This window comes from Rhodococcus sp. 05-2254-5 (assembly GCF_002258575.1).
Taxonomy (GTDB): domain Bacteria; phylum Actinomycetota; class Actinomycetes; order Mycobacteriales; family Mycobacteriaceae; genus Rhodococcoides; species Rhodococcoides fascians.
On record NZ_NOZG01000029.1, the window covers coordinates 233,526 to 257,148 of the forward strand.

The following is a 23,623-nucleotide window of genomic DNA, read 5'->3' on the forward strand; positions in this document are numbered from 1 at the left end:
GTTCCGCAGGCTCCACTCTCGCTGTGACCATCCTGCGGCAGTGATGGTCGGTTGCGTGATATCCATGCGAGGTGGACATCCTCGCTGCACGTACCATCCTGCGCCCGGTCGACTACCGGAAGACCCTCGAGTTCTATCGAGACGGCCTGTCTCTTGCGGTGTGCCGTGAATATCCCGGCGGCACGGTGCTGTTCGCAGGCCAAGGGTTGATCGAGATCGCAGCGCACGGTGGCACCGAGGAGCCGGGTTCGTTCTCCGGGGCACTGTGGCTGCAGGTGCGCGACATCGATTCTGCCACAGCGGAATTGGAGCAGGCCGGCATTGCGATCGTGCGGGCGGCGACCACCGAACCCTGGGGACTCATCGAGATGTGGATCGAGGATCCCGATGGAATCCCCATCGTGCTGGTGCAGATTCCGCAGGACCACCCACTCCGCCGGGATACTCGCTAGCCACCCGAGACGGTTCGCAGTACCGCCGACGCCGATTGCGGCCTCGACCACAGATATCCCTGCGCCAGAGTGCATCCGAGATCGAGAGCGGCGTCGGCCTGAGCTCGACTCTCGATCCCCTCGACGATCATCGTCAGCTCCAGATCCTTGGCGACCGAGGCCAACGACTTGATCATCGCCCGACCGGCCACGGTGTCGATGAACCGCGTCAGATGTCCGTCGATCTTGATGCCGTCCGGTTGCAACGTCACCAAGCGTTCGAGAGACGACCAGCCGGAGCCGAAGTCGTCGAGCAGGACGCGGAAACCCAGCCGGTGCACGTCGTCGATGTGCTTGCGCAACAACGGCCCTGGCGTCACCGACGAGGTCTCGGTGAGTTCGAGCGAAATGGACTTCGGCGACACCTCGGTCGACGCGATCGCACGTTCGAGTTGGCCGACGCCGTCCGGATGCGCCAGATGACGTCCGGAAATGTTGACGGTCAGCCGCAGGTCCGGTCGGTGTACGTGCCACTTCTTCATCTCCGCGGCCGCCTGCGCGAGCACGCTCAGATCCACGTCGATGATCAGTTCACTGGCCTCGGCGAACGGCACGAAGTCCGCGGGCACCACCAGACCCCGAGTGGGATGGTGCCAGCGCGCCAATGCCTCGAAGCCGACTATCTCCTCTGTCCGTAGGTCCACGATCGACTGGAACCACGGGACGATGTGACCGTCGGCGAGGGAGTCGGCGATGTCGTTGTCGCTGCCGAGTCGGGTGGATCCCGAGCCGACCCGCCGATGCAGATCGAGCTGCTCCTCGAGGACGGACGCGAACTGTTCGAGCTCCTGCATCTGGTCGTTGGAGAGGGGCCTCGAAGTGCGGTCGAGCAGACACAGAGTGCCGATCACCAGACCTTCTCGTCCGCGAAGCGGAACCGAGGCATAGGACTCGATGCCGTTCTCGTCGAGCAGCGCGCGTTGCCGGGTGGTCGCATCGACCCGGCCATGGGCGACGACCGCAGGCACTCCCGTGCGCACCACGTCGTCGCACAGGGTGTCGGCCCGAACCACGGTGGACATCGGTGGACCGCCGATGTTGACCAATGTGTACTGGGTGTCCTCGTCCAACACGTTCAGCTGGGCAATGGCGAATCCGACACTGCGTGCCGCGAATTCGACGGTGGAGCGCAACGCGGGTGTGGTTGCTTCCAGATCGAGGTAGCGGCGAGCCGAGTCGCTCTGCCGCCGGGACTGGGAGCGTGCGGTGTCGTGCACCTCACCGTCCACCAGCATCTCCTCGCAGCCGACATCCGGGCACGCTCTCGACCCGGGTGGAACCGAGTTTAACCGTGCACGAGCGGCAGACCGCAGGCAAACCCCATCTCGAGCTCGTCACAATGCCGGGAAGCGCGTGTGCAGGAGCCGATGACGCAACACAGCCGCGGCCACCCGTGCGCCTTCGTCGGTTGCGACGCGGTTGTCGGCCGAGCGGAACGCTCCAAGAGCGTCGAGTTCTGCGATCAACGTGTCCGCCAGAGTCTCGGCGTGCTCCGACTCCGGCTCCTCCCCCGCGTGGGTCCATCCCTCCGCACGCAACAGTCGAGCCGAATCGTCGGCCGTCGCCTGCGCGTCGGCGATGTCGTTGCCCAGGATCATCCGGGCCAGGAGAACCTCAGCAGCGATCGAGTCGGGGTGGTAGTCGCTGCCGACGATTCCCCCGGTGAGCACGCGCCACAATCCGTCCGAGCTCAGCTGCCGGGTGCGCGTCGTCGGTACCAGCCTGCCTGCGGACCGCCGCATCAACCGAAGTCGCATCACCAGACGCCGGAGAGCGAGAACCTTGTCGGTATCGAGTTCGCGTCCGACGAACTGCGGACGCTCGGCTACCGGAAAGACGGTGCGAGCGATCCGCGCCACCAGATCGTCCGGCAGATACCCGGCATCGGTCAGCGCCACGCCGTCGCCGATGCAGCCGATGAAGCTCTCGAGTCTGCGCACGCACCCGTACACCGGCTCGGCCGCCTCGTGCAGCGCCTCGCGCAAGCCCAGGTAGAGCTCGGCGCGTGGAGCGCTGTAACTGCTCCACAGTTCGATGCGGTGGTCGAGAAGTTGTTCGAGCAGAACGTCGTCGGTGTCGTTCTTGCCCTGATCCGAGGTCAGCACCGCGTCGGTCACGCCGCGGCGACGCGTCGCCCGTGCGGTGACTCCCAGTGGTCGGCCACCGGGCTTCGACGGCTCGAACTCACCGGCGATGGTCGCCACTTCGAGTGTCTCACCGATCTTTTCGACGATGGCCCGCTCGACCCCGGTCGGAGCGTCCTGCCACGTCACCAACTCGGTGTCGACTGCTCCGATACCGGATTGCTCGGTGGCGGCGCGATACTGCTGCAGCCAGATCGCATCGTCGGTGGCACGTACGAGCTCATCCGTCACGCCGCTGCGTGCGATCTCCGCATACGCGACGCGTCCCAGCCGCTCGAGCAGATCCCCGAGCGCACGGGCGATGTCGACGGCCCGGTCGGGGCCCTCGGCCGCGTGGCGCAGATAGATCCACAGAAATGTCTGTACGGAATGCTGTGTCGGCCCCGCAGGCGGCGACACCGCGGCCAGTCCGTCCCACCCGAGCCGGGCGTCGGCGGCAAGAGCCGGGTCGACGGAATCGAAGTACGACAGGGCGGCCGACACCGCATCATCCATACCCGATCCCTTCACGTCGTCCACTGTTCCACAATGCTTCGACCGGAGGAGACCACCGCCGTGCGCTACGCCACAGACGAAGTGGACATATAAGGCAAAAAGGTGAACTGGAGGTGAACTGGAGACGACTTCGCGGCACCCGAGAAGAACACTTCGCAAGAAATTTCCTCCAATGACCGTTCGTGTCCCACACTTTCCACCGTGAGCGCTGAATTTCTCGTACTTCTCGTGGTGGTCGTGACGGCCCTGGCCTTCGACTTCACCAACGGTTTCCACGACACCGCCAACGCCATGGCGACGTCGATCGCAACGGGGGCATTGAAGCCCAAGGTCGCGGTCACCCTGTCTGCCGTCCTCAACCTGGTCGGCGCCTTCCTGTCCGTAGAGGTCGCAGCCACCGTCGCGAAGGGGATCGTCAATCTCGGCGACACCGGCGGCCAGGCCCTGCTGACCATCATCTTCGCCGGCCTCGTCGGCGGCATTCTGTGGAACCTCGCCACCTGGCTGCTCGGCATCCCGTCGAGCAGCTCGCACGCACTGTTCGGCGGCCTCATCGGTGCCACCATGGCGGGCCTGGGAACCAGCGGCGTCGTGTGGGACGGGGTGTGGAGCAAGATCGTGTTGCCCGCCGTACTGGCCCCCATCGTCGCCGGCCTCGTCGCCACCGTCGGCACCTGGATCATCTACCGCATCACCAACGCAGTTCCCGAGAAATCCAAGGAGCGCGGATTCCGTTGGGGCCAGATCGGTTCGGCCTCACTCGTCTCCCTCGCCCACGGCACCAACGACGCCCAGAAGACGATGGGCGTGATCTTCCTGGCGCTCGTCGCCTACGGGACCGTCTCGCCGGACGCCGAAATGCCCCTGTGGGTCAAGGTCACGTGCGCCCTCGCCATCGCGTTGGGCACCTACCTCGGCGGCTGGCGCGTCATCCGCACCCTCGGTAAGGGCCTCGTCGAGATCGCATCCCCGCAGGGCATGGCAGCCGAGTCCTCATCTGCGGCAATCATTCTGACGTCGAGCCACCTCGGCCTCCCGCTCTCGACCACGCAGGTCGCGACCGGCTCGATCCTCGGATCGGGACTCGGCAAGCCCGGTGCCGCCGTGCGCTGGAACGTCGCAGGACGCATGGCCGTCGCCTGGGTCATCACCCTGCCGCTCGCCGGCGTGGTCGGCGCCGCATGCTGGCTGCTCGCCCACACGATCGGCGGTCTGCCCGGCATCCTCGTGGTCTTCGCCATCCTCGTCGGCCTGGCCACCGTCATGTACATCCGCTCGCGCCGCGAACCCGTCGATCCGGACAACGTGAACGCCGAATGGGACGGCGGACTCGTTCCTGCCGCCGCCGAAACCGACTCCCCCGCGAAGGTCTGAACAACATGGAAACCCTGAAGCACACACTCGATTCGCTCTGGCAGGTTGTTCTCGTCGGCCTGCTGCTCGGTGCCGGACTGCCCGCGATCTTCGCTTTCGGACTCAAGGCACTCTCGGTCGGTGAGCCCTCGGACGAGGCCACTGCCTCGGGCACCACACGCGTGGCCCGACCCGCAGTCGCCACCGCCGCGGCCGTCCTCTGTTTCGCAGTGGTCGTCGTCGCGATCGTGGCCGGAATTCTCTTCATCATGAAGAACTTCCTCGACAGCACATTCGGCATCTCCGTCTTCTGACACACCCGAGAAGGGGTACAGCTCTCATGACCGACTCCACCAAGACCGCATTCCCGGCCTCGGTGCTCGAATGGCTCCGAGCCGGATACCCCGAGGGCGTTCCGCCCAAGGACCGATTCCCGCTCGTCGCCCTTCTGCGCCGCGCCGCACTCACCGACGCTCAGGTGCAGGAGATCGTTCTCGAACTCGTCTCTCCCGCCAACGGTGCACTCGACGACGGTGCCATTTCGACCGAGGAGATCGCGACGTACATTCGCGACCAGATCGACGCAGAGCCGACGGCCGAGGACATCTCCCGTGTCTCGGCACGACTGGCCGCCGGTGGCTGGCCGCTCGCGGATCCGGCTGCCCTGTAAGACCATGGCGGTCCCGTCGTTCCTCCACTCGATCGTCGAGTGGCTCCGCGGTGGGTATCCCGACGGGGTACCCGAAGCGGATTACGTTCCCCTCCTTGCCCTTCTGAATCGGCGACTGTCCGACGACGAAGTGCAGTCGGTGATGGATGCCCTCATCGCCGGCGGCCAGCTACCTGCCGACAAGGCCGGAATTTCCGTCACCATCACCAAGGTCACCAACGAGCTGCCTAGAGAAGAGGACGTCAATCGGGTGCGCGCGAACCTCGCCGCCGGGGGTTGGCCTCTGGCCGACCCGTTCACGATCCGGCGCAAGGACTAATCTCGCCAGTGTGCTCGAGAGCGTTCCCATTCCAGCAGGCTCGGCCGCGGCAGACATCCTGCCGCGGCTGAGCCGTCTGCTGGCCGGCGACGGCCCGGCCGTCCTCCCCGTCCCCGCCGACGATCCACGCGAGATCCGTCGCCTGCACGACGCGTTGGCCCCCGGAACCCTCATCGACGACGACGTCGCATTGGTCGTCGCGACATCGGGGACGACGGGAATTCCCAAGGGTGCCATGCTGTCTGCGTCCGCACTGGTCGCGTCGGCGACGGCAACCGAGGAGCGTCTCGGTGGCCCCGGCTCGTGGCTGCTGGCTCTGCCCGCACACCACATCGCCGGGATGCAGGTGTTGCTGCGCAGCGTGCTCGCCGGCACGTCGCCGGTGATCATGGACGTCTCTGCCGGCTTCGACCCAGCAGCCCTGGTCGAGGCCGTGGGACGGATGTCGGGTCCGCTGCGCTACACCTCCCTGGTGCCCGGCCAGTTGATCAAAGCACTCGAGAACCCCGAGGCCACTGCTGCACTGGCATCGCTGGACGCCGTGTTGCTCGGCGGCGCTGCCACGCCGATTCCGTTGCGCGAGAGAGCTATTGCCGCGGGCGTTCGATTGGTGCGCACCTACGGCATGAGCGAAACCGCGGGCGGCTGTGTGTACGACGGAGTTCCGTTGCACAGCACCGTCGTTCGGATCGACGACGGACGAGTGGTTCTGGGCGGGCGGACTCTGGCCTCGGGCTATCGCGGATTACCGGACCATCCGGCATTCGCCGAGCCGGGATGGTTCCGCACGGACGACGCAGGCACGATGATCGACGGGGTGCTGAGCATCACCGGTCGACTCGACGAGGCCATCTCGACGGGCGGCTTGACCGTCGTACCGCAGGTGGTCGAAGCCGCGCTGGCAACGCATCCCGCTGTCCGCGAGTGCGCTGTCGTCGGATTGCCGGATGAGCGCCTCGGCCAGAAGGTGGTGGTAGCAGTGGTTGCCTCTGCGCCGGTGACGTTGGCGGAGTTGCGCTCTCACGTCGAGCAGTCGCTCGATGCCACCGCTGCACCGCGGGAGCTGTTCCTCGTCGACGCACTGCCGACGCGGGGTCCGGGCAAACTGGACCGCGCGGGATTGCGAGCCGCATTGGCGGCGCGGTGAGAGCACCCGAGGCGCGTATCCGTCAGAAGACGATTCGACCGTCCTCGAGTCGCACCACTTCGTCGGCCGCGGCCAACACCACGGGATCGTGAGACACACACGCAACGGTAACTCCGCGCATCGTCTCCTCACGCATGACGGCTCGAATCCGTTGTCCACTAGCGGCGTCGAGACCTGTCGTGGGTTCGTCGAGCAACAGGAGATCGGCCCGGCGGGCCACACCCTGCGCCAGTAGGGTGCGCTGACGCTGCCCTCCGGACAGGTCGGCGAACGGCATGCCGGTCAGTTCCGCGATGTCGAGGCGCTCGAGGGCGTCGCGCACCGATGCCCGAGCCTCGGTGTTCATCGGACGCCACCGGCCGAGGCGTCCCCACGCACCCACTGCCACGACGTCCCATACGGTCAACGGCAACCGATCCGGCACAGCAGCGCGCTGCGGTACGAATGCAATTGCGCGAGTTGCGCTTCGGGTCCCGCCCGTCAGTGGCCGGGTGCCGGCGACCACCTCGAGCAACGTGGACTTGCCGGCACCGTTCGGCCCTGCGATGGCCGTGAGCCGACCGGGTAGCAGGTCCAGATCGACGCCTGCGAGTGCCGTGTGGCCGGAGAACTCGACGCGGACGCCCCGGAGGCGAGCGGACTCGGACGACGCGCTGACAGCTGAGGTGTTCACATTGCCACTATACGATTTTGAATATCGTTATCAATCTCATTAAGCTCCCGAATGTGCCATTTCAGACAATCGACGCGCTGTTCGAGCCGTTCGACCTCGGTTTCGTACAACGCGCCCTGTTCGGCGGAGCCCTGGTCGCCGTGCTGTGCGGGGTGGTCGGAACGTGGGTGGTGATCCGCGGCATGGCGTTTTTGGGTGAGGCGCTCGCACACGGAATGCTGCCCGGTGTCGCTCTCGCGACCGTTCTCGGAGTTCCGGTGATGATCGGCGGCGCACTGAGCGCGGTCGCCATGAGCCTCGGGATCACCGCGCTGCAACGCCGCGGAACACTGTCCTACGACACGAGCATCGGGATGTTGTTCGTGTCCATGTTGGCGCTCGGCGTCATCGTCATCTCCCACTCGGGGAGCTTCGCCACCGACGCCACGTCCATACTGTTCGGCGACATTCTTGCCATCTCGCACACGGACCTCTATCTCCTGGCAGGAGCGGCCGCACTCGGAGTCACCGTCGCGGCGCTGTTTCATCGACCGCTGGTCGCCGTTGCGCTGGACCCCCGAATTGCCTCGGTGCTGGGGCTCGGGCCGCGCTCGGCCCAGGCAGTTCTCGTCGCACTCGTGACGCTGGCAGTCGTCGCGTCGTACCAAGCCGTCGGCTCGCTGCTGGTCGTCGGACTGTTGCTCGCCCCTGCCGTCGCCGCCGGGCAGTGGACCACCCGCATTCCCACTCGAATGCTGGTGGCGGCCGTCCTCGGCGTGCTGTCCGTGTTCGGCGGCCTACTGATCTCCTGGCACGCGGCCACCGCCGCCGGTGCCTCCGTGGCGGCGACCGCGATCGCGGTGTCCGGCCTGTCGTACGCGATACGCAGTGCCGTCACCGCCATCCGTCCTCGCCCCACTTCACCCGAAAGGAACACGTGCGCACCCGCATCCTGACCACCACAATCGCCGTCGGTGCCCTCGTTCTCGCATCGACGGCCTGTTCCTCGGAGACGAACGTGCCACGCACAGACGAACCCGCAGGCGAAGGCCACGGGGCAATAGCCGGTGCCGCCGAACTCGCCGAACCGCGGCTCGGGCTCACGTCCGTGGACCCGACGGGGCGGGTGTCCCATCTCGATCTGCTCGACGACACCGTCACCGATCTCGGGACCATCGGAGCCCCGCAGGCTCTGCACACCGACGGCCGCTACCTGTTCGTGCAGACCGACGCGGGCGTCGAGATCGTCGACAGCGGGGTCTGGACCTGGGACCACGTCGACCATTTTCACTACTACCGCAGTGAGCCTCGGCTGGTCGGCACGGTCGGCGGCTCAGGCACGGCAACCGTTGCCACATCCAACCTTTCGACCTCGGGAGGTACCGGACTGTTCTTTGCCGACTCCGGCGAGGCTGTGCTGCTCGACACCGAGGCCCTGTCGAAAGGCACAGTCGTGGAACGATTCCGAAAGGTCACCACGCCCGGTGCCGGAATGGTCGTTCCCGTCGGCACTTTCGCGCTCGTGACCGAGGGATCCGGTCCGTCGACCTCGGTCGTCGGGTACACCGCCGACGGCGAACGCACCGGGCCGGTCGAGCCGTGCCCGCAGGCCCGCGGCACGATCACCACCAGGGTCGGTGCCGTGATCGGGTGCGCAGACGGCGCACTGCTCGCCTCGGCCACCGGTGACGAATTGGCGGTCGAGAGAATCCCCTACCCGGCCGGCGCTACCGCCGCGGCAGCGACGTCGTTCGACAACCGCGAGGGCCGCCCCACGGTCGCAGGTTCTGCCGGTGCAGAGGGCATTTGGATGCTGGATACCCGCGAACGGTCGTGGTCCCTACTCCCGGCACCGGCACCCCTGGTGCACGTCACCGCCGTGGACGATGCGGACGAGCACGTGCTGGCCCTCACCGAGGATGGCCGAGTCCTGATACTCGACGGCAACAACGGTGCAATTCTGGCCGAAACCGAACCGCTGGTGGCCGAATCACTCGAGGCCGGCGCGTCCCCGACTCTCGTCGCCGACGATCAGCGCGCCTATCTCAGCGCCCCGACCGAACGACGGCTGTACGAAATCGACTACGCCGACGGTGCCCGCATAGCGCGGACCTTCGACACCGCGACCGAACCGGCCTTCACCGCGGAGACCGGACGATGACGAGCGGACGCGTCGGCCGTTTCTCATCGGCAGTGGCGGTGGCCGCAGCAATCGGACTGTGCCTGAGCGGCTGCTCCGCCGACGGTGACGACCGCCCGGTGGTGATCGTGTCGACGAACATCCTCGGCGACGTCGTGCAGCAGCTCGTCGGCGACGAGGCAGACGTGGTGACGCTGATGAAGCCGAACGCCGACCCGCATTCCTTCGAGATCTCGGCGCAGGAAGGTGCCCGCCTACGCACGGCAGACCTGATCGTCTCCAATGGTCTCGGCCTCGAGGAAGGTCTACAGCAACACCTCGACGAGGCAACGGCGGAGAACGTGCCCACCTTCGTCGCGGGCGACGCCATCGACGTCCTCGAGTACACGGAAGGGGACGCCGCAGGCAGTCCCGATTCGCACTTCTGGACCGATCCCGCGCGCATGACAGCCGTCGTCGACGCCCTCGAGCCGGCGCTCGCCGAGCTGGACGGTGTCGATTCTGCCGAAATCAGCGACCGCACAGCAGGTTACCGGCTGCAGTTGAAGGGGCTCGACGACGACATGAGCGCCACCTTCGCTGCGATCCCGGATCAGCGCCGCGCACTCGTCACCAATCACCATGTATTCGGTTATCTCGCAAACCGTTTCGATTTCACGGTGATCGGGGCAGCCATTCCCGGCGGCACCACCCTGGCGGCACCGTCTGCTTCCGATCTGGCCGAACTCGTCGGAGCCATCGAAAAGACCGGTGTTCCTGCGATATTCGCGGAATCGTCATCTCCGGATCGTCTCGTCCAGGCCTTGGCGAGTGAGGCCGACATTCGCGTCACTGTGATCGAACTGTTCACCGAATCCCTCACCGCACCCGACGGCGGTGCCCCCGACTACCTCACCATGATGCGCGTCAACACCGAGCGCATCTCCGATGGACTCACCAGCTGACCGATTCGTCACACAGAAAAGGAACAATCATGCGTATCAACGATTTTCGAAGGGCGAGCGTCACCGCGCTCGCCCTCGGTGCGGTAGCGACCCTGGCGGCCTGCTCCTCCGGCACCACCCCCGCCGCCGAATCCACATCGATTGCGGCCGGGCCACGGGTCGCAGTGTCCTACGAAGGCGGCCTTCGGGTGCTCGACGCCGAGACGTTCGAGACCGTCGCTGATTTCGACTCCGAGGAGTACACGCGCCTCAACCTCGCCGGCGACGACCGCAACGTCATGGTCACCACGAGCGAGGGCTTCCGTGTGCTCGACACCGCGGCCGGGACGACCGAGCAACCGCAACTGACCGACACCGTCTTCGAAGCCGAGAAGCCCGGTCACGTCGTACGACACGGCGGCAAGACCATCCTGTACGCCGACGGCACCAGCGACACCACGATCTTCGACACCGCAGCGCTCGAATCCGCAGACGGGCTCCCGGAGACCGAGAGCATCCCCGGTGTCGACGCGCACCACGGCGTCTCGATCGTCCTCGAAGACGGCACGTTTCTCACCACGGTCGGGAACTCGAACGGCCGCACCGGCATCGAGGTTCGTGACGCATCGGGAGCGGTCGTCGCCAAAAACGATCAGTGCCCCGGCGTCCACGGAGAGGGAACAGCGGAAGGCGAGATCGTCGTCTTCGGTTGCGAGAACGGCGCTCTGATCTACGACAAGGGCCAGATAACCAAGCTCGACGCTCCGGACCAGCCCTACGGACGGACGGGCAACGCGTATGTGAGCGAGACCAGCCCCCTCATCGTCGGAGACTACAAGGACGACCCGGACGCAGAGGGCTCACTCCTGCACGCGGTCACCGTCATCGACCCCGCGGCCAAGACCCTCGACGTCGTGAAGCTCCCCGACGGTGCCGAATACACCTGGCGCGGAGTCGCCCGAGGCCCCGGCGACCTGGCCTACATCATCGGATCGGACGGCGCAGTCCACGTATTCGACCCGACGACAAAGACATTCACCGCCTCGTACCCCGTCATCGACGCCTGGGAAGGTCCCGCGAAATACCAGGACGCCCACCCCGGCATCTCCATCGCGGGTGACACCGCCTACGTCACCGAACCGGCCGGCAACAGCATCCACGCCGTCGACCTCACCTCCGGAAACGTCACCGAGAGCAAGCAACTCGATGTCACGCCCAACGAATTCGTCGTCGTGACTGCCTGACCCTGCAACCGGGGACGCAGAAATCCACTCTGCGTCCCCGGGTTCGGCTACCCCGTCCGATCCGGCGGACCGTCGACCACAGGTGTGCCTTGGTGATGCACCAGTTCCCATCCATCGGAGGTGCGTCGCCAGATCGACGATCGACGGGCTCGACGTCCCGACCGTCGTGACGTCCACTGCACCAGAACGACACCCACGTCCAGTATCCGTCCGGAGAGATCGTGGACCTCGATGATGCCGTCGTCCGCACTTTCTCCGCCCAACAGCTCGAGTATCGACTGCTTGGTCCACACCACCCCCGATGCTCCGATCTCGACGAAATCGTCCGCGAGCAGCGCCACGAATCTGCTTCTGTCAGCCCGAGTCTCGGCCCGCTGCAGCTGCCGCTCCAGCTCCAACACCTGGCCGACCTCGTCGTTCTCCGGCACCGATGTCAACCCGCCATTTTCTCGTACAGCCGCTCGACGTCGGCGTCGGACCATCCCGCCGGTTCGAGGATGTCGGCCCACATGCGCACTGCGTCGGCTCCGTAGCTGTGGCCGTGCCCGTCGTCGACGTCGGTGGAGAACACCTGGTCGAAGGTCAATTGCCAGAACGTCACGAACGGGAACCACTGCACTCCCGGATCGACGTCGGTGCCGCGGGGTTCCCGCAGCCAGTCGGGCCTGCCGAGGATCAGATCGGGTGACCACCACACGATCGGGTCGGATGCGTGCTGCCAGTAAACGATTCGCGGCTCTTCCCACGGACCACCGATGTCGAGATCCCCGGACGAACTCGCGAATCGCACGTGCTCTCCGCCGTCGATGACAGGCAGGATCTCGCGGGAACCGGCGTCGCGTCCGCTCGTGATACGCGCCCACTGAGGCGTGAAATTGGGGTTGCCGACCCACAGAGCGCCGTCGATACGAGCGATCATGTCCTGCGCACCGCTGAATGCATCCTGCCCGCCGTAGGCACCGAGGCTCTCGCCGAACAACACCAACTTGGGTCGTGAATCTTCCGGGAGTTCGCTCCACACCGCGTAGATCGCCTCGAAGAGGGCTCGTCCGGCATCCTGCGGGGTCTGCCGGTCGGCCAGAAATGCCATCGGGCTCGGCAGGAACGAGTACTGCATCGACGCAATCGCCGAATTTCCGTCGTACAGATACTCGAGAGGGCCGGCGACGGATTCGTTGACCCAGCCACGTCCGGTGGTGGTCGCGACACCGAGCACGGCCCGTGAGAATGCGCCGGTACGTTCGAGTTCGGCCACCACCCGCTCTGCCACACCCTCGACCGTTTCGGCCGACTCGACACCGGCGTACACGCGGATCGGTTGCACTGCAGGCCTTCCGGTGAAGTCACTGATCTCGTCGGGCGATGCCCCGGAGACCACGAAGCGTCGCCCCTCCTGCCCCAGCGAATCCCAGTCCTCGTTCGACGCATCGGACCCCGACAGTTCTGCTGCATCAGGCTTTTCCACACCCTCGTGGTTGCCGCGGTCGGCGGTCGACGCCGACTTCTCCGCGCCGGCCACGATCCCCCGGATCAGGGCACCATTGACGGCGAACACCACCAGCAGGGCAACCACGATCACGCTGGCGATCCTCGCCAACGGCCTCGGTACGTACTGCTTCGCCCATCGCGTCAGTGCCCGAGTCGCTCTGCGCAGCAGGCGGGCGAGAGCAAGCACCGCCACCGCTACCACCAACGAGAGCACCAGCACCGCGATGTACAGGGGTCTGCCGGGGTCCTCCACACCGACCAGCCTGCGGACGATCTGCTGCCACCACGATCCCAAGATCAGGAACAGCGGAATCACCACCACCGCAGCCGCGGCCAACGCCCACCACCCACGTCGACGCCACTGCTCCGACCAGTTCGGTGACACTCCGCAGCGCCGGACCACCCAGGCAACGAGGCACCCCACGCCGTACCCGATCGCGACGCTGATCCCCGTGGCCACCGCCTGCAGGTACCACACACGAGGTAGCAGAGACGGAGTCATCGACAGCGCGAAGAACACCAGAGCGAAGAAGATCCCCACCGGATGTAGTGCGCGACAGTACCGATCCGCTCGCGAATCCCGCCAATACGAACGTATCGAGGCCGACCGCCGTGTGGTCACCCATAGATCGTATTGGCCCGCCGACTGGGCCGCACCCACTTCGACGTGCAAGCATTCACGCCATGAGTGTTCTGGTCTGCTTCCACGCGCATCCCGACGACGAAGTGTTCGGCACGGGCGGCGTCATGCGGCTCGCGGCCGACGCCGGCCACCGCGTCGTACTCGTGACGGCCACCGACGGTGCCGTCGGCGAATATCCCGACGGCATCCTCGCCGACGGAGAGACGTTGGCCGCGCGCCGACACATCGAATTGGACCGTTCGGCTGCCGTCCTGGGGGTCGCGCGCGTCGTTCGCCTGCACTATGCCGATTCCGGAATGGCCGGCACACCGGAGAACGGCAACCCGGAGGCGTTCTGCAATGTCGACGTCGACACCGCGGCTGGGCGATTGGCCGACGTGTTGCGCGAGGAGCAGGCCGACGTCGTCACCATCTACGACCCGAACGGTGGATACGGCCACCCCGACCATATTCAGGTGCACGTCGTCGGCAAGCGCGCCGCCGAGATCGCCGAGACGCCGTACGTGTACGAGACGACCACCAACCGTGACCACATGCGCAGGTTGATGGAAGCCAATCCCCACTGGAGCGAAGAGGCGTCACCACCGGACATGGAGTCGTTCGGACTGCCGGAAACCGAAATCACCACTGTCGTGGACGTGTCGAGCGTCATCGCGGCCAAGCGGGCCGCGATGGAAGCGCACGAAACGCAGGTCGGCGATTTCGGGCCGTTTCTCGCAATGCCGATCGAACAACTGACCACTGCGTTCGGTCTCGAATGGTTCCGCAAACTGCGAGGCACCGGCGGGGTCGGACTGACAGAGACATCGCTGCCGCTCTGACGAGACAGCTGCTGCAAGCGCGACGTATGCGTCGTGCAAGCGGTCGGGGCGATCGTTGTCCCATGACCACACCAGCTATCGAGGCCGACGGCCTCATCAAGACATTCGGCAAGCAACGCGCGGTCGACGGCGTCAGCCTGACCGTCCCAACCGGGGCGGTCTACGGCGTCCTCGGCCCCAACGGCGCAGGTAAGACCACCACGGTCCGCATGCTCGCCACCCTCCTTCGACCCGACGGCGGCTCAGCCCGAGTTTTCGGCCGAGACGTCGTCGCCGACGCCACCGCGGTCCGGTCGTTGGTCGGCGTCACCGGTCAGTACGCATCGGTGGACGAGGATCTCACCGCAACCGAGAATCTGGTCGTCTTCTCACGGCTCCTCGGCCTGAGCCGCCGCGACAGCAAAGCCAAGGCCGTCGAACTCCTCGAGGAATTCGGGTTGGCGGACGCAGCGTCCCGACCCTTGAAGTTGTTCTCCGGTGGCATGCGGCGGCGCCTCGATCTGGCCGCGAGCCTGATCTCGGCACCGCCGTTGCTGTTCCTCGACGAGCCGACCACCGGTCTCGACCCCCGCACCCGAGCCCAGATGTGGGACACCATCCGCCGGCTCGTCGCGGCGGGCTCGACAGTTCTACTGACCACTCAGTACCTGGACGAGGCCGATCAACTGTGTGATCGCATCGCCGTCATCGATCATGGCCGCGTGATCGCCGACGACACCGCCGACGGGCTCAAGTCTTCGGTAGGCACCTCCGCACTGTCACTGACTCTCACGGATCGAAACCAGATCGACGACGCCCGAGCTCTGGTCGCGAAGCAACTGGGCACAGAAGTGTCGGTCAGCCCCGAGTCCGCTCGTCTGACAGCACCCATGACCGACACATCGATCACCCCCGACATCTTGATTCGCCTGCGCGACTTCGGCATCGACATCAGCGAAATCACCGTCACCAAACCCAGCCTGGACGAGGTATTCCTGACCCTCACCGGCAAGAGCGCAGACGAGGACGCAGCATGACCACTACTCTCACTCCGCAACCGTCGACGTACATCGACCCCGCCGACCGTCCGGTCGTCCGACACATCGGCCTGGCCCGCACCGCCGCCCAGTCCGCCACCATGGGATATCGCGGGCTGCTCAAGCTTCGCCACAATCCCGAACAACTCACCGACGTGGTGCTGCTACCGGTGATCTTCACCCTGATGTTCAGCTACATCTTCGGCGGCGCGGTTGCCGGCGACGTCACGTCCTACCTGCCGATGATCGTGCCCGGAATCCTGGTACAAACAGTCATCACCGGTTCCGTCGTCACCGGCACACAGCTGCGAGAAGATATGGACAAGGGTGTCTTCGACCGATTCCGATCTCTCCCGATCGCCCGAATCTCCCCGCTTGCAGGAGCATTGATGGCCGACGTCATCCGCTACCTGATCGCGGCTGTCGTCTGTTTCCTCACCGGGTTCGCGATGGGTTACCACCCGGCCGGAGGATTTCTCGGCCTCGCCGGAGCCGTCCTACTGGTGATGTTCTGCGCCTGGGCGATCAGCTGGATCTTCGCACTGCTGGGCACCCTGATGAGCAAAGCCTCCTCGGTCCAGGGCATCTCGATGCTGGTGCTGTTCCCGCTGACGTTCCTGTCCAACGCCTTCGTCGACACCTCCACGATGCCGAGCTGGCTCCGGTCCTTCGCGAACATCAACCCCGTCTCGCACCTGGTGACCGCGGTGCGCGAGCTGGCGAACAACGGGCACTTCGGTATCCACGTCGTGTACTCACTCGTCGGAGCCGTGGTCATGGTCGCCGTCTTCGCCCCACTGACCGTGAAGTCGTACATGCGCAAGGCCTAGGACACGGGTAGCGAACTCAAGATCTCTTGCAGTGCAGCATGTCTGGTGATACCAGCAGCCCGCGCGATACCGGCATCGACCGTAGGGTCACCGACAATCGCGCGGGCCGCGGCCACGTGCCGATCGATGCGCATCGACGGAAAATCCTGGCGACCCACCGCCCGCTCCGACGCCGCCAACAAGCGCAGACCCAACTCTGAGTCCCCGCAGTGCACCTCGAAAGAACCCACCGCGCAGGCGACGGCACCGAGCATCGGGATATCGTGAAAGCCGCTCGGCATCAGCTTGTTCCACGGTGTGCGCACCAGCTGCTCCACCGCGCCGCGCACATCCTCGGCACGTTCGTGCAACACATGTGCGCCCACGGCTGCGCACACCAGGATCGACATGAACGGATCCGTCGGATCGTCCGACGGCCACCCACCCATCGCCAGCGCCTCACGAAACAGCGTCAGCCCCTGCTCGATCGAACCGTCCTCCAGATCCGCCGCGGCTCGCGCCGCGGTCAACGACGCCGACGTCGACCTCTGTTGAGCTCGATCCCATCGAGCACCGACACCGTCGCCCTCACGTTTTGTTCTTTCTGCACCCCCATCGAGAACCCACTCGGGTTGCCCCGTCGACGAGGATAATTCGTCGATCAGCGTCCGAGCCTCGGCAGTCTGCCCCGCGCCGGTCAAGGCCATCGCGAGAAAGGTTCGGGTCTGCACACTCTCCTCGTACGCATGCATCTCCCACATCACGTCAGCGGCCGTGCGGTAGTACTCGGCCGCGCGAGCGTGGTCACCGGACAGACCGTACGAGCTCGCCAACGTCTGCGACGTCGACCCGACCGCCCACAGGTCGCCGCGTCGACGAGCGATACTCAACGCGCGCTCACCGTCCCTGATGGACTCGAACAGTCGACCCGAGTTCTGCGCGAGCATGGAGCGAACCACGTACGCGTTGCACCGCACATCCTCATGTTCGGAACGACTGGCGCGGGCCAGTTTTCGGGCCAGCCCGCGGCCGCCCGTGTGATGGACCACCACCTCGGAATTGAACCTCAGACCCGGCGACATTCCCGGCCTGGTGCGCAGGAGATGCCGTAAGTCGATCCGCATCCTCGCCACCTGGCGCAGGTTCCCGCCGTAGGCGAAGTGCGCCACCAAGACCAGCAGGCACATCGCGGCATTGTCGTCGGGTGCCCCGGCAAGGCCGCGGCGCATACTGTCCTGCACTCGGCCGGCCCAATTCAGCACCTCCGCGTGCGCGCCGCGCATGGCCCAGAAATAGCCCAACACCGAGAACAGGGTGCACACGTTGGCCGAAACATCATGCGCGAAGGAATGTCTCATCACCGACAACAAATTGTCGTGCTCGGCCTCCAACACCAGAACCATCTCGGCCGGTTGTCCAGCAGAGTAGCCCGTGGACACCCGAACCGCGACGGCCTCGGCCCACAAGCGCATCCGCGCGGCGACGTCGGCCGCCTCTCTGCTGACGTCGAGCTGCTCCTCACCGTACTCACGGACCGTCTCGAGCATGTGATAGCGGATTCCCGACTGCGTTTCGGCAACGGAGAGCAAGGACTGATCGACCAACCCATCGAGTGCAGCCGAAACATCCTCGACGTCGGCCCATTCCGCGACCCGGCGTGCGGCATCGAGATCGAAGCCCGCCGGAAACCGACACAGACGCCGCAGCGCCGCCTGCTCGATGGGTGCGAGCAGATTCCAACTCCAGGCGATCACCGCATGCAGGGTCCGGTGCCGTTCGGGCCTCGTCCGATCGACCGAACGTAGCAAGACCAAACGCCGGTCCAATCTGGCGGCGATGTCCTCCACCGTCATTGATTTGACCCGCGCCGCAGCCAATTCGATCGCCAGCGGCAACCCGTCCAACGATCTGCACAACCGCGCGACCGCATCGAGATCGAGCACCACAGAAGGGCGAACCGCGCGTGCCCGAAGGCAGAACAGTTCGATAGCAGGCGAATTCGGACCGGTTGACCTCAGAGGCGGCAGCGGATACACCGTTTCCGACGTCGACCCGATCGGAGAACGTGAGGTCGTCAACACGGTCACCGCATCGGTCGCCGAGACCAGCTTGTCCACTACCGCCGAAACCTCGTCGATCACGTGCTCGCAATTGTCGAGAACGAGCAGACCGGGTCGGGCCGAGAACACGTCGACCAGGCGTTCCTGAATCGAATGTATCCGAGCGACCTGCAACCCTCCCACCAGGTAATCGGCCTCGGCCAGACCGAGGGTCGCAGCCACGGCGGATGCCACGTCCTCTCCGCTGCGGAGCGAGGCCAGCTCGACGAACGCAACCGGCATTCTCGCAGCAGCCCGACGTCCGAGCGCGTGAGCGATCCGCGTTTTTCCCGCCCCACCGGGCCCGAGCACGGTCGTCACGCGCGAGCCGGCCAGGACTCGTTCGATCGCGACGAGATCGCCGTCTCGACCGATAAGGGCATTGGGTGCGGCACGCAATCCTATTGTGTGCAACACCTTCGGGGCCGCATCCATCCGTCCGAGAATGTCGGCGTTCACAGCCGCCGCCGCGGGCGACGGATCGGTTCCCAACCGCTGTGACAATTCGGTTCGCAGCGACGCGAACACCATCAACGCATCGTTCGATCTACCTGCGCCGTGCAGAGCCCGCATGAGCTCCACGGCAGCGCCCTCGTCCGCTGGATCGGCCGTGACCCGAGCTCTGACGAGCGGGATCACCTCGCCGAATCGTCGCAGCCCTAGCAACGCGGCTATCCGAAGGGATGTCAGGGCAGCCTCCACCACGTCGGCCTCGACGCGCACGGTTTCCGGTGGCTCGCCGCGCCACAGGCCCAGCGCCTCGGTGACGGTATCGAGGGCCTCCTGACAGTGCCCGTCTTGGAGCATGCTGCCCGCTGCCCCAGCCAGCGCCTGCGCACGGCCGAGGTCGGTGTCCTCGGCACCGAGGACCAACCGATAGCCCCCAGGGCCGCCGGCCAGTGCACCCTCGGGCAACACCGACCGCAACCGAGAGATCTGCGTCTGTAACGCGTTCTTGGGAGATCGAGGCGGTTCGTCGGGCCACACGTCGTCGATGAGAGTTTGCGGTGATCGCGCCCGCCCCGGATGCAAGGCCAGAGACACGAGCAGGGACTGCGCTCGCGCACCGGGAACCGGCACCGAACGGCCGTCGATCGCCGCGGTGACCACGCCGAGAAGCCCCACCACCGGTTTGTCGGTCGTGGGGTCCGTCGTATTGGGGTCGGAGATGTCACTGCGCACTGACATCAGATCGTAGGCCGCCCGTCGAACACCCTCGACCTGACGTTCGGATTGTTTTGGACCTCAAATCAAACCTCGAGACGGTACAGTGTCCACGTCGCCGTACAGGAGAGGCCGGTTGGAGATGCGTTCGTCGGTAGGTGTGTCCCTGGGAACGTGCGGCATCCGCACGTCTCGGACGACCGAAGACGGCACGTGGACAGACGCCGCTCCCTTCGACGACTGGCAGCTCTCCCCCTCCCCCGAGGACGTCGCGCGGGTCGTTCGCGGAATCGTCGACCGCCCGGACGCGCCGCAATCACTGGGCATTGCATACCGGACCGCCGACGAGCGTGATCGCATCACGAAGGCTCTGGCCGAGGAATACGTCTCGGACGTACATCTGATCGACGAGACCGACGCTGCTCTCGAGTACCTCCGTCCCGGCCTGGCCAGCCAGCACCGCACCATCGCCCTGTTCGACGCAGGCGAGACCGGTGTCGACATAGACATCGTCGACGTCGAATCCGGCCGCTCCTACGGCTCGACTCGTACGACAGCAATCAGCGGAGCCTCGTTCGATGCGGTGGTTCGGGAACACATACTGGGCCTCGGCATCGTGCGGGAGCCGCACACACACGACGAGGACACTGCTCTGACGGCATTCTGCCGTGGCATCAAAGAGGCACTGTCCACGCACGAGACCACGAGCACGCCCGACGGCGAGCACATTCTTCTCGAGCGCCACATCTTCGAGCTGTCGATTGCCCGGGCCACCGAACAGGCTGCCACCACGGTCCGCCAACTGGGGCTCGAAGCCGAGTTCTATCCCGACGCGGTCATCGCCATCGGCGGTACGAGCAATGTCCCTCTGGTCCGCACGACACTCGAACGGTTTCTGCAGCTGCCGATCATCGTCCCCGAGCAACCAGAACTCGTCGTTGCAGGTGGGGCGGCCGTGCACGCTGCGCGCGTCGACGTCGACCGCATTGCACCGGTCGTCTCGCACCGACCGGCGCTGGCGCGGCTCGGATTGATCGCGCTACCGATCGTGGGCGTCATCGCCGCCGTCGGACTGTTCTCGGGCCTGAGTTCCGAGAGCGAAGATCAACCGCTGAGCACCCCTGCCAGCGTGGACGAGGGCATCCGGCAGACCACGACACCCTCGGCTGCACGGACCACCACCGCCACACCGTCACCGACCCCGGACATCCCGGCCCCGCCGCCGACGTCCGCTGCACCACCTCCAGCCGCCGACAGCGTGCCGTACGTGCAGTATCAACCGCACTACAACCCGCCGCCACCGCCGCCCGCTCCGACGGTGCCGCTCCCGCAGATCCCCGGAGTCCAGATGCCTGTCATCCCGCTGCCGGTACTGCCGCGCCTGCCGTTCTGACCGGCCGCGTCCGCACCCTCCCGGCAGATACGGAAAGATCGTCGCTCATGGCCACCACAGCACAATGGATCGAAGGGGCGCGACCCCGAACGCTCCCCAACGCTATCGCCCCCGTCCTCGTCGGCACCGGTGCAGCCGTGTCCCTGGACGCAGGCGTGTGGTGGAAGGCACTACTGGCACTGATCGTCTCGTTGGCGCTGATCGTGGGCGTCAACTTCGCCAACGACTACTCCGACGGAATCCGCGGCACGGACGACGACCGAGTCGGCCCACTCCGACTCGTCGGCTCCAAGGCCGCCTCGGCAGGAGCCGTCAAACGGGCAGCCATCGGCTGCTTCGCGGTCGGTGCCGTCGCAGGTCTTGTCCTGGCCGCCACGAGCGCTTGGTGGTTGGTGATCGTCGGCCTGATCTGCATAGCCGGTGCCTGGTACTACACAGGCGGCTCGAAGCCCTACGGCTACAGCGGATTCGGCGAGATTGCCGTATTCGTGTTCTTCGGACTCGTCGCCGTGCTCGGCACCCAATACGTGCAGGCCGAGCAGATCGACTGGGCGGGCGTGCTCGCCGCGGTAGCCGTCGGATCTTTCTCCAGTGCCGTACTCGTCGCGAACAACCTTCGGGACATTCCTACCGATACCGAATCCGGAAAGCGAACACTCGCAGTGCGATTGGGCGATACCCGCACGCGCTATCTGCACCTGGCACTGTTGGTCGTCCCGTTCGCCATGACCGTCGCGCTGACCGCCCGAACCCCGTGGGCCCTGGTTGCCCTGCTCGCGCTACCCCTCGCTGCGCGCGCCAATTCGCCGGTTCGCGGCGGTGCTCACGGCTTCGAATTGATACCGGCGCTGCGTGATTCGGGACTGGCAATGCTCGTCTGGGGTGCCGCTACCGGTGTGGCGCTGGCGTTCGCCTAACGCTTCTCGGGCACGAATGCGCCCAGCAGAAAGTTCACGATCGAGATGATGATCGCGCCCCAGAACGCGGCAGCGAAACCGACGATCTCGAGGCCGTAACCGGTCTGCGACGACAGCCACCCCGTCAACATCAGCATCAACGCGTTGATGACGAGAGTGAACAGCCCGAGGGTGAGAATCAGCAGCGGCAGTGACAACAGCTTCACCATCGGCCTGATGAACGCGTTGACGATCGTCAACACGGCCGCAATACCGAGCAGGACCACGATGTCCCACCCGTCACCGCGGCCCGAGCTGGTCACGGTGATGCCGTCGACGAATTCGTTCGCAACCCAGATGGCGACGGCATTGATCACGAGCCGAATCAGAAAGTTCATGGCGCCCATCGTAGAGTTCGGGCCCGCTCGGAGCTATGTCGTGCGAACCAGCAGGACGGCGTCGCGCAGATCGTCCAGGCTGCCGCGAACACTCACGAGCTCGGTGAACGATGGATCGGCACCTGCGATCACACCGAGAAGCATGTGCTCGACGCCGATCTCCCTGTCCCGCAATCGGACGGCCTCCTTCAAGGCCAGCTTCAGCGCTTCCTTGGCCGACGGCGCGAACGGCAGGTGAGAATCGTTCGAATGGTCGACGTCGCCGAACCCCACCGCATTCTCGACGGTGTCGATCACGTCGTGAAGGTCGATGCCGATGGACCGTAGGGCCCGGGCGTCCCTCGACAGCACGTCCTCGAGCGCGTTGTCGAGGGTGAACCCCGCCTCGGCCAGCGCAGACCCGAGCGGTTCGTCGGTCTTGTCGAGCGCACCGAGGAAGAGATGAATGGGTTCGATCCGCTCCGAGTGCAACGCCCGGGCGTGCAGCCGGGCACTGATGACGACCGCCCTGGCCTGTGTGGTGAATCGCTCGAACATGGTTGTCTACCTTCCCTTTCCGCTGTGCTTCTTGTGAACGGCCTGTCTGCTGACACCCAGCGAATCCGCTATCGCCTGCCACGCCCATCCCTGATTCCGCGCATTGCGAACCTGGACGGCTTCCAGACGTTCGAGTAGACGGCGAAGTGCGGCTACGGCACGCAACCCCTCCCCCGGATCGGAACTGGCGGCCGCGGCGGCCAATGCAGTGGCTTCTGTCATGCATGTCAATGTAGGTTGACAGAGAAGGGGTTGTCAACCTTTATTGACACACAAGTCAGTGGTCCACAGCGATATCGACAGAGACCCGCCCACGGTCGTCACGGGTCGCCGTCGCGAGGCCGGAGTACTGGACACCGCCGAGGTCGACATCGACACGACCGCCGCCGTCCACGAAATTTCGCCACCAATTCTTCTTGTCCGGCATCGCCACCCTGACCTTCAGGTGCTCGCCCTTCCGGCTGATCGCAAGCGGCAATGTGATCCTCTTGCCGGACTTCCGGCCGGTGTAGGTCAAAATGCCCATCGAGCGTCCGAGCACCCTGTCGAGCACCGGTGCCTTCATCACGACCATGAAGACCTTGTTGAACCCTGCCGCCGACTTCTGAAATGTGTTCATCGTGTCCGCCTTACGAATCGCCCCGCACGTGTTGGCGAGCGTAGCCGTGACACAGGCCGACGGGAACGTCACCGAGACGGCAGACCGGACTTCGCTGCCCGGGGCCCCTTCCATCAGCGCCGAAGAATGTGTCGGTGCCCTGTTCTACACTTGCCGCAGTGG

25 protein-coding genes are annotated in these 23,623 nt (G+C 65.6%); 15 read left to right on the forward strand and 10 right to left on the reverse strand.

Annotation, left to right across the window (positions count from 1 at the left end):
• Nucleotides 1–71 precede the first annotated feature (71 nt).
• Entirely contained in the window at nucleotides 72–452 is a 381-nt protein-coding gene (locus CH278_RS20505; RefSeq protein WP_027498301.1) for a VOC family protein, read from the forward strand.
• Here CH278_RS20505 and CH278_RS20510 read toward each other — a convergent pair.
• Together CH278_RS20510 and CH278_RS20515 are read right to left on the reverse strand one after the other, a co-directional pair.
• A complete protein-coding gene (locus tag CH278_RS20510) occupies nucleotides 449–1,720 on the reverse strand; it encodes a sensor domain-containing phosphodiesterase (protein WP_027498302.1) in 1,272 nt (423 codons plus the stop codon). The genes CH278_RS20505 and CH278_RS20510 overlap by 4 nt on opposite strands.
• 105 nt (nucleotides 1,721–1,825) lie before the next feature.
• Nucleotides 1,826–3,154: a hypothetical protein gene (locus tag CH278_RS20515; protein ID WP_230592925.1), complete on the reverse strand. Its 1,329-nt coding sequence runs from the start codon at nucleotides 3,152–3,154 to the stop codon at nucleotides 1,826–1,828.
• Between the two features lie 177 nt (nucleotides 3,155–3,331).
• Between CH278_RS20515 and CH278_RS20520 the strand changes: the two genes are divergently transcribed.
• Genes CH278_RS20520 through menE form a run of 5 tightly spaced genes read left to right on the forward strand, consistent with a single transcriptional unit; the run spans nucleotide 3,332 to nucleotide 6,619 of the window.
• The gene (locus tag CH278_RS20520; RefSeq protein ID WP_027498304.1) at nucleotides 3,332–4,504 is read left to right on the forward strand and encodes an inorganic phosphate transporter; all 1,173 of its coding nucleotides are present in this window, start codon (nucleotides 3,332–3,334) and stop codon (nucleotides 4,502–4,504) included.
• A 5-nt stretch (nucleotides 4,505–4,509) separates the two neighbouring features.
• On the forward strand, nucleotides 4,510–4,797 hold the full coding sequence (locus CH278_RS20525; protein WP_027498305.1) for a hypothetical protein: 288 nt from the start codon (nucleotides 4,510–4,512) through the stop codon (nucleotides 4,795–4,797).
• Nucleotides 4,798–4,823: 26 nt separating this feature from the next.
• The gene (locus CH278_RS20530; RefSeq protein WP_032369750.1) at nucleotides 4,824–5,153 is read left to right on the forward strand and encodes a DUF3349 domain-containing protein; all 330 of its coding nucleotides are present in this window, start codon (nucleotides 4,824–4,826) and stop codon (nucleotides 5,151–5,153) included.
• Between the two features lie 4 nt (nucleotides 5,154–5,157).
• Complete coding sequence (locus CH278_RS20535) at nucleotides 5,158–5,472, forward strand: DUF3349 domain-containing protein (RefSeq protein ID WP_094622723.1); 315 nt, start codon at nucleotides 5,158–5,160, stop codon at nucleotides 5,470–5,472.
• Between the two features lie 10 nt (nucleotides 5,473–5,482).
• Entirely contained in the window at nucleotides 5,483–6,619 is a 1,137-nt protein-coding gene (menE, locus tag CH278_RS20540) for an o-succinylbenzoate--CoA ligase (RefSeq protein ID WP_094622724.1), read from the forward strand.
• Nucleotides 6,620–6,641: 22 nt separating this feature from the next.
• On the opposite strand, the gene aztA is transcribed toward menE, so the two are convergent.
• Nucleotides 6,642–7,292, reverse strand: coding sequence for a zinc ABC transporter ATP-binding protein AztA (gene aztA, locus CH278_RS20545; protein ID WP_094622725.1), 651 nt, complete (start codon nucleotides 7,290–7,292; stop codon nucleotides 6,642–6,644).
• A 53-nt stretch (nucleotides 7,293–7,345) separates the two neighbouring features.
• On the opposite strand from aztA, the gene aztB reads away from it, so the two are divergent.
• From aztB to aztD, 4 genes are read left to right on the forward strand one after another with little or no spacing between them, the layout of a single operon-like run.
• Complete coding sequence (gene aztB / locus CH278_RS20550; RefSeq protein WP_218828723.1) at nucleotides 7,346–8,227, forward strand: zinc ABC transporter permease AztB; 882 nt, start codon at nucleotides 7,346–7,348, stop codon at nucleotides 8,225–8,227.
• Nucleotides 8,209–9,432: an ABC transporter gene (locus CH278_RS20555; protein ID WP_094622726.1), complete on the forward strand. Its 1,224-nt coding sequence runs from the start codon at nucleotides 8,209–8,211 to the stop codon at nucleotides 9,430–9,432. Before aztB ends, CH278_RS20555 begins: the two co-directional genes overlap by 19 nt.
• Nucleotides 9,429–10,355: a zinc ABC transporter substrate-binding protein AztC gene (gene aztC / locus CH278_RS20560; RefSeq protein ID WP_032386212.1), complete on the forward strand. Its 927-nt coding sequence runs from the start codon at nucleotides 9,429–9,431 to the stop codon at nucleotides 10,353–10,355. Before CH278_RS20555 ends, aztC begins: the two co-directional genes overlap by 4 nt.
• A 29-nt stretch (nucleotides 10,356–10,384) precedes the next feature.
• Nucleotides 10,385–11,578 carry a zinc metallochaperone AztD gene (gene aztD / locus CH278_RS20565; RefSeq protein ID WP_179274505.1) on the forward strand — a complete coding sequence of 398 codons (1,194 nt, stop codon included), beginning with the start codon at nucleotides 10,385–10,387 and terminating at the stop codon, nucleotides 11,576–11,578.
• A gap of 47 nt (nucleotides 11,579–11,625) precedes the next feature.
• Here the strand turns inward: aztD and CH278_RS20570 are convergent, their stop codons facing one another.
• Nucleotides 11,626–12,006: a nuclear transport factor 2 family protein gene (locus CH278_RS20570; RefSeq protein WP_032365236.1), complete on the reverse strand. Its 381-nt coding sequence runs from the start codon at nucleotides 12,004–12,006 to the stop codon at nucleotides 11,626–11,628.
• 5 nt (nucleotides 12,007–12,011) lie between these two features.
• A complete protein-coding gene (locus tag CH278_RS20575; protein ID WP_230591913.1) occupies nucleotides 12,012–13,688 on the reverse strand; it encodes an alpha/beta hydrolase in 1,677 nt (558 codons plus the stop codon).
• A 62-nt stretch (nucleotides 13,689–13,750) separates the two neighbouring features.
• Between CH278_RS20575 and CH278_RS20580 the strand changes: the two genes are divergently transcribed.
• Genes CH278_RS20580 through CH278_RS20590 form a run of 3 tightly spaced genes read left to right on the forward strand, consistent with a single transcriptional unit; the run spans nucleotide 13,751 to nucleotide 16,376 of the window.
• A complete protein-coding gene (locus tag CH278_RS20580) occupies nucleotides 13,751–14,530 on the forward strand; it encodes a PIG-L family deacetylase (protein ID WP_027498315.1) in 780 nt (259 codons plus the stop codon).
• Nucleotides 14,531–14,556: 26 nt separating this feature from the next.
• Nucleotides 14,557–15,546, forward strand: a complete 990-nt coding sequence (locus CH278_RS20585; RefSeq protein WP_441344196.1) for an ATP-binding cassette domain-containing protein — start codon at nucleotides 14,557–14,559, stop codon at nucleotides 15,544–15,546.
• Nucleotides 15,543–16,376 (forward strand): ABC transporter permease, encoded by an 834-nt coding sequence (locus tag CH278_RS20590; RefSeq protein ID WP_032390596.1) that lies wholly within the window; start codon nucleotides 15,543–15,545, stop codon nucleotides 16,374–16,376. Before CH278_RS20585 ends, CH278_RS20590 begins: the two co-directional genes overlap by 4 nt.
• Here the strand turns inward: CH278_RS20590 and CH278_RS20595 are convergent.
• Nucleotides 16,373–19,642: a BTAD domain-containing putative transcriptional regulator gene (locus CH278_RS20595; RefSeq protein ID WP_094622728.1), complete on the reverse strand. Its 3,270-nt coding sequence runs from the start codon at nucleotides 19,640–19,642 to the stop codon at nucleotides 16,373–16,375. The two genes, CH278_RS20590 and CH278_RS20595, sit on opposite strands and share 4 nt — an antisense overlap.
• A 118-nt stretch (nucleotides 19,643–19,760) precedes the next feature.
• Here CH278_RS20595 and CH278_RS20600 point away from each other — a divergent pair, with 118 nt between their 5' ends.
• Nucleotides 19,761–21,011 (forward strand): Hsp70 family protein, encoded by a 1,251-nt coding sequence (locus tag CH278_RS20600; protein WP_057472748.1) that lies wholly within the window; start codon nucleotides 19,761–19,763, stop codon nucleotides 21,009–21,011.
• 47 nt (nucleotides 21,012–21,058) lie between these two features.
• The gene (locus CH278_RS20605; RefSeq protein ID WP_032399445.1) at nucleotides 21,059–21,928 is read left to right on the forward strand and encodes a 1,4-dihydroxy-2-naphthoate polyprenyltransferase; all 870 of its coding nucleotides are present in this window, start codon (nucleotides 21,059–21,061) and stop codon (nucleotides 21,926–21,928) included.
• On the opposite strand, the gene CH278_RS20610 is transcribed toward CH278_RS20605, so the two are convergent.
• The 4 genes from CH278_RS20610 to CH278_RS20625 are packed head-to-tail and all read right to left on the reverse strand — an operon-like array spanning nucleotide 21,925 to nucleotide 23,461.
• Nucleotides 21,925–22,305 carry a phage holin family protein gene (locus CH278_RS20610; RefSeq protein WP_032390699.1) on the reverse strand — a complete coding sequence of 127 codons (381 nt, stop codon included), beginning with the start codon at nucleotides 22,303–22,305 and terminating at the stop codon, nucleotides 21,925–21,927. The two genes, CH278_RS20605 and CH278_RS20610, sit on opposite strands and share 4 nt — an antisense overlap.
• 33 nt (nucleotides 22,306–22,338) lie before the next feature.
• Nucleotides 22,339–22,842, reverse strand: a complete 504-nt coding sequence (locus CH278_RS20615; RefSeq protein WP_094622729.1) for a Clp protease N-terminal domain-containing protein — start codon at nucleotides 22,840–22,842, stop codon at nucleotides 22,339–22,341.
• A gap of 6 nt (nucleotides 22,843–22,848) precedes the next feature.
• On the reverse strand, nucleotides 22,849–23,064 hold the full coding sequence (locus CH278_RS20620; protein ID WP_094622730.1) for a helix-turn-helix domain-containing protein: 216 nt from the start codon (nucleotides 23,062–23,064) through the stop codon (nucleotides 22,849–22,851).
• A 55-nt stretch (nucleotides 23,065–23,119) separates the two neighbouring features.
• Nucleotides 23,120–23,461 (reverse strand): nitroreductase/quinone reductase family protein, encoded by a 342-nt coding sequence (locus CH278_RS20625; protein WP_094622926.1) that lies wholly within the window; start codon nucleotides 23,459–23,461, stop codon nucleotides 23,120–23,122.
• Nucleotides 23,462–23,623: the final 162 nt, after the last annotated feature.